Below are 423 nucleotides of genomic sequence, written 5' to 3'. Positions count from 1 at the left end.
TGTACTATTTGACCAATTGTTATTGTAACAGTAAATGTGAGTATTTTTACTTCTGAATTCACTGGAGGATATAATTGCAGCTGTGTTGCCGTTTGGTCAAAGAAAACTTGTGAGGTTGGGCCTGTTGGGCCTGTTGCTCCGGTTGCTCCTGTTGATCCTGTTGATCCTGTCGCTCCGGTTGCTCCTGTTGCTCCGGTGGATCCAGTTGATCCTGTTGGTCCGGTGGATCCAGTTGATCCTGTTGGTCATGTTGATCCGGTTGATCCGGTTGCACCAGTTGCTCCTGTTGCTCCGGTTACTCCTGTTGATCCGGTTTCTCCTGTTGATCCCGTCGATCCAGTGGCTCCAGTTGCTCCGGTTGATCCTGTTGCTCCGGTTGATCCGGTCGCTCCAGTTGCTCCGGTTGCTCCGGTCACTCCTGTT

General features: G+C 51.1%; 1 protein-coding gene. It reads left to right on the top strand.

The features are described from left to right. Positions 1 to 36: 36 nt before the first annotated feature. Positions 37 to 423 (top strand): hypothetical protein (locus tag RVS70_RS22695; protein ID WP_321134995.1); only part of this gene is annotated, 387 nt, incomplete at its 3' end.

Source organism: Virgibacillus sp. M23 (assembly GCF_034190895.1).
Classification (GTDB): domain Bacteria; phylum Bacillota; class Bacilli; order Bacillales; family Amphibacillaceae; genus Virgibacillus; species Virgibacillus salarius.
Note: the sequence above shows the minus strand (reverse complement) of the source record. Positions and strands in the feature narration are given on the sequence as shown.